Source organism: Microbacterium sp. MEJ108Y (genome assembly GCF_000834175.1).
GTDB classification, from domain to species: domain Bacteria; phylum Actinomycetota; class Actinomycetes; order Actinomycetales; family Microbacteriaceae; genus Microbacterium; species Microbacterium forte.
Genome location: NZ_JXQX01000030.1, coordinates 165,128 through 175,014, shown reverse-complemented (window position 1 = coordinate 175,014; position 9,887 = coordinate 165,128). Strand labels below are relative to the sequence as shown.

Annotated in this window: 8 protein-coding genes; all 8 read right to left on the bottom strand. The window is 69.5% G+C overall.

Annotated elements, in window-relative coordinates:
- Positions 1-410: 410 nt before the first annotated feature.
- Entirely contained in the window at positions 411-1,610 is a 1,200-nt protein-coding gene (rocD, locus tag RU09_RS13890) for an ornithine--oxo-acid transaminase (protein ID WP_042541440.1), read from the bottom strand.
- Complete coding sequence (ddaH, locus tag RU09_RS13885) at positions 1,607-2,494, bottom strand: dimethylargininase (RefSeq protein WP_042541439.1); 888 nt, start codon at positions 2,492-2,494, stop codon at positions 1,607-1,609. Before ddaH ends, rocD begins: the two co-directional genes overlap by 4 nt.
- A 164-nt stretch (positions 2,495-2,658) precedes the next feature.
- Positions 2,659-3,705 carry an NAD(P)-dependent alcohol dehydrogenase gene (locus RU09_RS13880; protein WP_231567594.1) on the bottom strand — a complete coding sequence of 349 codons (1,047 nt, stop codon included), beginning with the start codon at positions 3,703-3,705 and terminating at the stop codon, positions 2,659-2,661.
- Between the two features lies 1 nt (position 3,706).
- On the bottom strand, positions 3,707-3,937 hold the full coding sequence (locus RU09_RS13875) for a helix-turn-helix transcriptional regulator (protein ID WP_042541438.1): 231 nt from the start codon (positions 3,935-3,937) through the stop codon (positions 3,707-3,709).
- Positions 3,937-4,383 (bottom strand): hypothetical protein, encoded by a 447-nt coding sequence (locus RU09_RS13870; RefSeq protein ID WP_228385585.1) that lies wholly within the window; start codon positions 4,381-4,383, stop codon positions 3,937-3,939. Before RU09_RS13870 ends, RU09_RS13875 begins: the two co-directional genes overlap by 1 nt.
- Before the next feature lie 232 nt (positions 4,384-4,615).
- Positions 4,616-8,320, bottom strand: a complete 3,705-nt coding sequence (locus RU09_RS13865; protein ID WP_042541437.1) for a proline dehydrogenase family protein — start codon at positions 8,318-8,320, stop codon at positions 4,616-4,618.
- 132 nt (positions 8,321-8,452) lie between these two features.
- Positions 8,453-9,277 carry a hypothetical protein gene (locus RU09_RS13860; protein WP_194285964.1) on the bottom strand — a complete coding sequence of 275 codons (825 nt, stop codon included), beginning with the start codon at positions 9,275-9,277 and terminating at the stop codon, positions 8,453-8,455.
- 4 nt (positions 9,278-9,281) lie between these two features.
- Positions 9,282-9,842: an acyl-CoA thioesterase gene (locus RU09_RS13855; RefSeq protein WP_042541436.1), complete on the bottom strand. Its 561-nt coding sequence runs from the start codon at positions 9,840-9,842 to the stop codon at positions 9,282-9,284.
- Positions 9,843-9,887: the final 45 nt, after the last annotated feature.

Sequence of the window (9,887 nt, the reverse complement as noted above, 5' to 3'; positions counted from 1 at the left end):
TTCTCAAGGATCGGATGCTCCCACGACCCAGTCATCACAACCAGGCCCGAAGGGCAACTTCTCTATCTTATCTTCGCATTTCCGGCTGTCAAATCGACACGCCGTGATGTTCAGAACCAGATCTGCTGCTCGGGGCTCAAGGCCGCCGAGGCAACTTCACTAGCTTATCCGTTCCGGACTCGCTGTCAAATCGATCGCTTGTCCGTAGTGGAAGCTCCAGGTCAGACAGAAGTGTGTCTGCGATCTGCTCCGAGGAGCTGATCGAGTGGAGGTGGTTCTCCGCTTGAGGGGGGTGAAGCTCTCGGCCTCTCCGCTTCCCTGTGGGGCGAACAAGTAATAAGTTACGTGGGTTCCGGGGTCCCGGCAAATCCGGGTTGTCCGCCGGGCGTGTCGCCCGGCGGACAGGGGATTCAGGCTCCGAGGACCAGCTTCAGCTGCTCGACCGCCCAGTCGAGCTCGGTCGCCCGGATGACGAGCGGCGGCGCGATGCGGATGGTCTGCCCATGCGTGTCTTTCACCAGCACCCCACGGTCGAGCAGCTTCTCGGCGATCTCACGCCCGGTGCCCTTGGCGGGGTCGATGTCGACGCCTGCCCACAGGCCGGCGATGCGCACCTCGGTGACGCCATGACCCTTCAGCGGTTCGAGAGCGGCTCCGAGGTGAGCGCCGAGTGCGCGAGCGCGCTCCTGGAACTCCCCCGATTCGAGCATCTCGACGACCCGCAGCCCGACGGCCGCGGCGAGCGGGTTGCCTCCGAAGGTCGAGCCGTGCTCGCCCGGACGGATGACTCCGAGCACGTCGGCATCGCCCACCACAGCGGACACCGGCAGGATGCCGCCGCCCAGCGCCTTGCCCAGCAGGTACAGGTCGGGCACGACACCCTCGCGGTCGCACGCGAAGGTCTCGCCGACGCGTCCGAGTCCGGACTGGATCTCATCTGCGATGAACAGCACGTTCTTCTCGTCGCAGATCTCGCGGATGCGGCGCAGGTATCCCTCCGGCGGGATCACCACCCCGCCCTCACCCTGGATCGGCTCGATCAGCACGGCGGCGGTGTCGTCGGTGATCGCGGCGGCGACGGCATCCGCATCCCCGTAGGGGACCACGTCGAAGCCCGGCGTGTAGGGACCGAAGTCCGCCCGCGCCTGCTCGTCGTCGCTGAAGCTGACGATCGTGGTGGTGCGGCCGTGGAAGTTCCCGGCGGCGACGATGATCCGCGCCCGGCCGTCCGCGATGCCCTTGACGCGGTACCCCCAGGCTCGGGCGACCTTGATGCCCGTCTCGACCGCTTCGGCACCGGTGTTCATCGGCAGCACCATGTCTTTGCCCGCCAGCTTCGCGAGCGCCGCCGCGAACGGCTCGAGCCGATCGCTCTGGAACGCCCGGCTGACGAGCGTGACCCGACCGAGCTGCTCGGTGAGAGCAGCGACGAGCGCGGGATGCCGGTGGCCGAAGTTCACAGCCGAATAGGCGGCGAGCAGGTCGAGGTAGCGCTTGCCCTCGACATCCGTCACCCAGGCTCCGTCACCGCGGGCGATGTTGACCGGCAGGGGGTGATAGTTGTGGGCGACGTGCGGCTCAGCCGACACCTCGGCGTCGACCGCGGTCACGCCTCACCGCGCAGTTCGAGGGTGCAGCACTTGATGCCGCCGCCGCCGAGCAGCAGCTCGGAGAGGTCGATCATGATCGGGTTGTAGCCGCGCTCGCGCAGCTGCTTCTCGAAACCGAGGGCGCGCGGCGAGATGACCACGTTGTAGCCGTCGCTCGCCGAGTTGAGGCCGAACACCGATCCGTCTTCGTCGGACACGAGGATGGCATCGGGGAAGCGCTCCTCGAGGACGGCGCGGCTCTCGTCGTCGAAGGCGCCGGGCAGATACGCGATGTTCGCGCGCTCGGGGCCGCCGTTCTCGACACCCTGCACGGGGTCGAGCACCGCGATCGCGGTGTCGAGGTGATAGAAGCGCGGGTCGACGAGGTTGAGAGACACGACCTCGCGGCCGAACACCTCCCCGACCTCGCGGTGGCTGTCGCCGGTCGAGCGGAACCCGGTGCCCGCGAGGATCACATCGCCGACGAGCAGGAAGTCCCCCTCGCCCTCGTTGACCTCTTCGGGGAGCACGGTGTCGTAGCCGGCACCGCGGAACCAGTCCGCGAACGCGGGGGCCTCTCCCTGACGCTCGACGAAGCGGAACTTCGGCACATAGGCGCGGCCGTCGATCAGGAACCCGCCGTTCGCGGTGTAGACCATGTCGGGATACCCGGCGAGGGGCTCGATCAGCTCGACCTCGTGGCCGAGCTCGAGGTAGAGGTCGTGCAGCTTCTGCCACTGCTCGACGGCCCGTGCGGTGTCGGTCGGCTTCGCCGGCTCCATCCACGGGTTGATCGAGTAGTTCACCGTGAAGTGCGACGGCTTGCACATCAGATAGTGACGGTGGTGTGCGGTGCGGACCGGGGTTGCGGTCTCGGATGCCGGCGCGGTGGTTTCGACAGACATGGGGCTCCTCGAACGGATGCGGCGGACGCTGTCCAGGGGCCCGGCGGTCCTTCGACCCGCGTCGCTCGGTGAGAGCCGACGCCAGGGGGAAGATGCGACTCGGGCACGCCAGCATCCATTCTGTCATCCGCCCCTGAACGCCGCCAGAGCGCGGCCCGTCGCGGTCAGGGTCCGTGCACGACCACCTTGCCCACCGTGTGGCCCGCTTCGAGGTGGGCCAGGGCGGCGGATGCCTCGTCGAAGGGGTACTCCCGCTCGACGACCGGCGTGATGCGCCCCTCAGCGGTGAGCTCGAGCAGCTTGGCGAGGATCTCGGGGCGCGGTGTCGCCGCCAGCGGGCGGATGCGGCGACGCGACCCGATCGACAGGAACACCGCCTTGAGGATGCGAGGTATCGGCCCGAGGACGTGCCCTCCGTCGCCTGCCACGAGCACCACCGAGCCGCCGGGCACGACGAGGCGCTGCAGTTCGCGAAGGCCCAGGCCGCCGGCGATGTCGATCACCGCGTCGAAATGCGCGGCCGGCAGGTCGGCCAGCGGTGAGGTGCGGTGGTCGAGGGTGCGCACGGCGCCGAGGTGCTCGACGAGCCGGAAGTTGCGTTCTCCGCACGTGGCCCAGACCTCGGCCCCGCGCAGCGCTGCGAGCTGCACGGCGAATGTGCCGACTCCCCCGGACGCACCGATCACGAGAACGCGCGGGATGTGTCCGGCCGCAGTGCCCTTGGCGGCACGGAAGCCGATCCCCGCACGGTCGAGTGCCTGCCAGGCCGTGCCCGCCGAGATCGTCAGGCACGCGGCGGTCTCGGAGGTGACGTCGGGCGGGATCGGCACGAGACGCGCAGCGGACGCAGCGACATGCGACGCGAGTCCCCCGCCCCCGGTGAGCTCGCCGACGACACGCTCTCCGAGCTCGGCGCCGATCGCGTTCGGGCCCACTGCCACGACGGTTCCGGCGACCTCCATCCCGCGCACCGGGTACTTGGGGCGCGTCAGCCCGAAGATGGGGCGCACGAGCAGCGGATCGCCGAGCATGAGACGCACGTCGCCGGCGTGGAGCGCGGTCGCCTCGACTCGCAGCACCACCTCGCCCGACCGCGGGGTGGGAACGGGGATCTGCTCGAGGCGGAAGCCATCGGCCGAGCCGTAGGTCTCGCGACGCCACGCCGGCATCATCTCGGTCTCGTTCGTCGGGGTCTTGTCGGTCTCGGTCACGTCACACCTCCGTGCTCGTGGGTTGCGGGTACTGGAACAGGTCGTCGAGCCCCACGCCGAAAGCGCGGGCGATCTGGAACGCGAGCTCGAGCGACGGGGAGTACTTCTCCTGCTCGATCGCGATGAGCGTCTGCCTGGTCACGCCGATGCTGCGGGCGAGTTCGGCCTGGGTGAGTCCGGCCGCTTCGCGGTGAGCGCGGATGCGGTTGGAGACGAGCGTGGGCTTGACCATCAGACGAGTCCCCGACGGTAGGCGACGACTCGCGCGACGCTGCCGACCATGGCCGAGACGGCGAACCCCGCGAACATGGTGTTGGCGATCCAGAAGAGGTCGGCGCCCACCGCGCAGAGGGTGATCACGCCGAGACCGGCGATCACGACGAAGGACTGTTCGACCCGACTGCCCATGCGGCTGATGTCGCGGTCGCGGACATCGGACTTGCCGACCCCGTCGGGATCCTTCGCACCGGCGATCATCCCCCAGACGATGCTGAGCACGATCGTGGCCACGATGCCGAGACCGATCGTCCACATCATGAGCGGGAACCAGTCGACATCGGTCACCGGTCCGCCGGCGGCCTGCTGCAGCACGATGACGACATACGCCCCGATCACCACCGCGCCGACGATGAGACCGGCCCAGGCGTTGCGCTCTTCGTAGACCATGATGCCTCCCATGTAAAAGATTCTTGACACGACAGTACGCCTGCGGCATCCGCTGTGTCAAGAATTCTTTACATGCGATGTCTGTTGACCGGGTCGCATCGACAGGGGTGGTCGAAAGAGCATCCGAATCGCCCGTTTCGGATGCTCTTTCGACCATTCACAGCGGCGGTAGGTGCGTGGTCGACCGCGGGTGAGGGGATGCCGGAGATGGCGAGGGCGGAACGGATGCCGAAGCGCGACCGCCTCAGATGACCGCGGCGCTCCAGTCGTCGGGGTTGCCGTAACGGTGCGCGGTGATCGCGATCGCCTGCTCGTGCACGAAGGGCAGCAGCTCGATGCGCCCGGCAGAGGTGACCTCGCCCTCGTACACCGCGAGGTCGGGGTCGCCGCCCACAGCCGCGGCGAGCGCACGGTGCAGCGCGGACACGGATTCGCGCGGGCCGACCAGTCGTGCCCGGCTCGGGCGCAGCTCGTCGTCGCCGAGAGACTCGCGCACCCCGCTCGAGTCGCCGCGACGCCGCATCCGCTCGATCCATTCGTCGTCGGTCTCCATGTAGACGACCGCGCCGAGTTCGGCGAGCGCGTGGCGCACTGCCGGGGGCAGCCCGACGGGGGTCGACAGCACGAATCCGGCCCCGGCGCGCACCGCGGCGATGACGACGCGCAGCAGCTCCTGCCAGCCGGCGTCCGCAGTGGCCCTGATCGCGACCGGCACCGGGCGGTAGCGGAACAGGTTGCGCTCGACACCCAGGTGAGACACATCGCGCACCTGGCCGAACTCGCGATCCCACGCGAGGGCGTCCGACAGCGCCGAACGACGCAGCCACTCGAACGCCTCGAAGCCGAGCGAGGGCTGCGCCGCCTCGATCAGGTCGGTGATGCGCGAGTCGAGCCCACGCAGATGCAGCGTGCTCGACACCGTGCCGGATCCGCTCGAGCGCCAGGACCCGAGCCCGATCAGGTAGTTCGGTCCGCCCGCCTTGGCCCCGGGGCCGACCGATGAGCGCTTCCACCCGCCGAACGGCTGACGCTGCACGATCGCGCCGGTGATGCCGCGGTTCACATAGAGGTTTCCGGCCTGCACCCGGTCGAGCCACAGGGCGAGCTCGGCCGGGTCCTGCGTGTGCAGTCCCGCCGTCAGGCCGTACTCGACCGCGTTCTGCAGCTCGATCGCCCGCTCGAGCGTCGGGGCGTGCATGATGCCCAGCACCGGACCGAAGAACTCCTCGGTGTGGAAGCGCGACCCCGGCTGCACCCCGACGCGGATGCCCGGCCGCCAGAGCCGACCGGTGGGGTCATCGTCCGAGAGGGCGGGCTCGATGAGCCACTTCTCGTCGCGGTCGAGTTCGGTGAGCGCCCAGGCGAGCTTGCCCTCGGGACGCTCGATCACGGGCCCGACCTCGGCCAGCGGATCGGTCGGCCAGCCGACGTGCAGCGACCGAGTCGCATCGGCCAGCTGACGGGCGAATCTCTTCGACCGCCCGACCGGTCCGACGAGGATCGCGAGCGACGCCGCCGAGCACTTCTGCCCCGCATGCCCGAAGGCGCTGCGCACCAGATCGGCGACGGCGAGATCGAGATCGGCCGACGGGGTGATGATCATCGCGTTCTTGCCGCTCGTCTCGGCGAGCAGCGGCAGGTCGGGCCGCCACGAGCGGAACAGGGCAGCGGTCTCCCATGACCCGGTGAGGATGACGCGGTCCACCGACTCGTGCGAGATCAGCTCACGGCCGAGGTCGCCCTCCTCGATGTCCACGAGCGCGAGCACATCGCGCGGAACACCGACCTCCCACAGGATCTCGGCGATGACGGCGGCGCAGCGGCGCGATTGCGGGGCGGGCTTGAAGACGACTCCCGAGCCTGCGGCGAGCGCGGCGAGCACTCCCCCGGCCGGGATGGCGAGCGGGAAGTTCCACGGTGGGGTGACGACGGTGACGCGCGCGGGTTCGAATGCGGCGCCGGCGACGGCATCCAGCTCTCTGGCCTTGGCTGCGTAGTAGCGGGCGAAGTCGACGGCCTCGCTGACTTCGACGTCGGCCTCGGCGAACACCTTGCCGGTCTCGGAGGCGGCGACCTCGATGAGGTCTCCGCGGCGCCCCTCGAGTGCGGCCGCCGCGCGCAGCAGCACCTCGGCGCGTTCGGTGGCCGGCCGCGCGCCCCACAGGGCAGCGGCCTCCCGCACCCCGGCGATCGTGCTCTCGAGCGTGTCGGCGTCGTCGACGCGGGCCGCGTCGATCGTCGAGACACCGAGCGTCGAGTCCGCGATGCGCTCATGGATCTCGCGCGCCCAGTCACGGTTGGCCGGAAGCGACGGATCGCTGTCAGGAGTGTTCGCGAAGCCGGGGGCACCGCCGGTCGCCTCGTCGAGCTCGCGCGGGGCATAGACCGCCGTCTCGAGGAACGGCCCGCCCGTGTCATCCGCACCGCGGGAGATGCCGAGCACCGCCTGGGTCAGACCCTCTTCGGGCGCGGGCGCCACGGGCACCGGGCGCATCGACTCGTGCACCGGCGCCAGTCGGTCCTGGCCGCGCAGCGCGCCCACCCGCAGCGTCGACGACGTCGAACGATCGAGGGCGTCGAGGAACCTGTCCCGCTCGCGCACGAAGAGCGTCTCGTCGTCGCCCAGCCGGAACGCGGCGGAGAGGAAGTTGTCACTCGACGCGTTCTCTTCGAGCCGGCGGACGAGATAGCTGATGGCGACATCGAACTCGCCCGGGTTCACGACCGGCACGTAGAGCAGCACCTCGCCGACCTCGCGCGACACTGCCTGCACCTGCCCCTGCGCCATGCCGAGCAGCATCTCGAACTCGACCGGCGGCTGCGAGGCCGTGGTCGCGGCAGCGGCGTCGACTCCGCCCGCTCGAACCCCGCGCTCCCCCGCGAGCAACCAGGCATAGGCGATGCCGAACAGGTTGTGGCCCGCGATGCCCAGGCGCACCGCGTCGACGTTCTCAGGCCGCAGCGCCCAGTCGAGGCAGCGCAGATAGTTGGCGTCGGTGTCGAGCTTGGTGTCGTAGGTGGCCTGAGCCCATCCGTGCATGCGCGCCTCGACCCGCTCCATCGCGAGGTTGGCTCCCTTGACGAGCCGCACCTTGATGGGGGCTCCGCCATGGTCGACCCGCTCGCGCGCCCAGGCGGTGAGCTGCTGCAGTGCCGGCAGGGCGTCAGGCAGATACGCCTGCAGCACGATGCCCGCCTCGAGACCGTCGAGGCGGGGATCCTCGAGGATGCGGGTGAACACCGCGATCGTCAGGTCGAGGTCGCGGTACTCCTCCATGTCGAGGTTGATGAAGGTGCGATCCGAGGCGGCCGTCAGATACAGCGGAAGCAGTCGCTCGACGACCGACTCGACGACCTCGTCGAACGCCCACATCGAGATGTGGCTGACGATCGCCGACACCTTGACCGACACGTAGTCGACATCGGGGCGACGGATCAGCTCGTGGATGCCGTCGAGCCGCCGCCGCGCCTCGTCCTCACCCAGCACCGCCTCACCGAGCAGATTGAGGTTGAGCCGAGCGCCCGATTCACGGATCTTCGCGATCGCCGGTCCGAGCTTCGCGGGGCGGGCGTCGACCACCAGGTGGCCGACCATGTCACGCAGCACCCGACGCGCGATGGGCACCACGGGGGTCGGCAGCATCTGGGCGACGCCGCCGCCGAGCCGCACGGCAGACCGCAGGTACCAGGGCAGGAAGTCGGGCACGATCGGAGCGATGCGGTGCAGCTGGGATGCCGCGGCGCTCAGGCTCTCGGGGCGCATGACGCCGTCGACGAATCCGAGCGTGAACGGCAGCCCGTTGGCATCCTGCAGCACACCGGCGAGCCGCTCTGCCGCCGGATCGACATCGGCGGCCGCTGCCTCGATCACCCAACGGCGGGCGAGCTCGACGGCACGGTCCGCGAGCGAGACGGATTCGGGATCCGCGGTGGGCATCGGGTCGGCCATGAGCTCAGCCTAGGACTGCAGTGCCCGCCTGCCGTTGAGCGACGGTCGCGTCGGGTGGTTCCGGTCGCAGTTCATGCCGTCTATCGAGCGAAGGCACGCCACGGAGTGCGACCGGAACCGGGGCGGAAGCGCTCAGAGCGCGGCGATCATCTCGTCGTAGCCCGCGCGGAAGGTCGGATACTCGAGATCGCCGAGGAACTCCTGCAGCAGGCGCCCCTCCAGCACCGTCCCGCCGCCGACCTCCGGATCGAGGTGCGGGGGCGGCTCGACTCCGAGGCGAGAGGCGATGTGCGCGACGACGTCTCCGAGCAGCACGGGCTCGCGGTCGACGGCATGGATCAGCGGGGGCGCGGAGTCGGCCCGCAGCATCGCCTCGAGCAGCCGCACGAGATCGGTCTCGTGGATGCGGTTGGTGCGGCGGGTGTGGTCGACCGCTGCGCCCTCGCGCACCCGCCGGATGAGGAAGTCGCGACCGGGTCCGTAGATGCCGGCCGGGCGCACGATGCGCGCGCCGAAGAGCTCCATCGCCAGGTGCTCGCCCTCGACCAGATCGCCGCCCCGCTCGCTCGACACCTTCGGCGCATCGCGCTCGGTCAGCGGTGTCTCGCCGGGGCGTCCCTCGAACACGCGCGTCGACGAGACGAACACGACCCTCTCGGGCATCGTCGGCAGGGCCTTCGCGAGCCCCCGCAGCGCCGGTGGATAGATCGAGTCGCCCTCGGTGCTCGGCGGCAGAGTGATCACGACCGAGTCGAACTCCGGCAACTCACGGTCGAGCGGATGCCGCAGATCCGCCTCGATGGTCGGGAACGGCATGTCGCCCGCGCTGCGCCGCATGGCCGTGACCTCTGAGCCCTGTGCGACGAGCCGTTCGCCGAGGCGGATGCCGAGCTTGCCGCATCCGACCAGCAGCACCGAGCCCGGCGTGCGCGTCTCGAGACCCCACGGATCGGTCACGGCGTCAGCTCCACACGCTCGGCGCCGGGGTGCGCACGGGAGGCAGAGCGGATGCTGCGGCCCAGTCGTGTACCCAGGAGTCGATCTCGGGCACACCCTCGGGCTTGCCGACGGCGGCGAACAGCTCTTCGTTGCTGACCGTGCCGCCGGTGCGGCGCAGCATCCTCGATCGCACGATGACGCGGGCGTAGATCTCGCCGCCGACGACCGCCCTGTGCTCGAGGAACACCGCCTTGTCGTCATGACCGATGAAGCGCGACTGCACCTCGAACCGCTGCCACAGCTGCAGCGACTTGCGGAACGTCACGGTCTCGCTCGAGACGACGGCGTACCAGCCGCGTTCGTTCATGGCGTCGAACAGCCCTGTGCGGATCAGCAGATCCCACCGACCGAGGTCGAAGAGCGACAGGTATCGGCCGTTGTTCATGTGACGGAGGATGTCGATGTCGGTCGGCAGGGTCGTCAGCCGGATGCTGCTGACCGATGCTGCGTCGAGGGTCTTGCCTCGCCGCACGCGGCGACGGGCGGAGAGGATCACGAGGAGAGTGCGCCAGATCACGTTCACGAGGACTGATCGTAGCCATCGGCGAACGAATCACGAACATCGTTG

Coding starts and splice junctions, on each gene's coding strand:
- RU09_RS13865 (WP_042541437.1), bottom strand. CDS start 8,320: ATGGCCGACCCGATGCCCACCGCGGATCCCGAATCCGTCTCGCTCGCG.
- RU09_RS13875 (WP_042541438.1), bottom strand. CDS start 3,937: ATGGTCAAGCCCACGCTCGTCTCCAACCGCATCCGCGCTCACCGCGAA.
- ddaH (WP_042541439.1), bottom strand. CDS start 2,494: ATGTCTGTCGAAACCACCGCGCCGGCATCCGAGACCGCAACCCCGGTC.
- RU09_RS13870 (WP_228385585.1), bottom strand. CDS start 4,383: ATGGGAGGCATCATGGTCTACGAAGAGCGCAACGCCTGGGCCGGTCTC.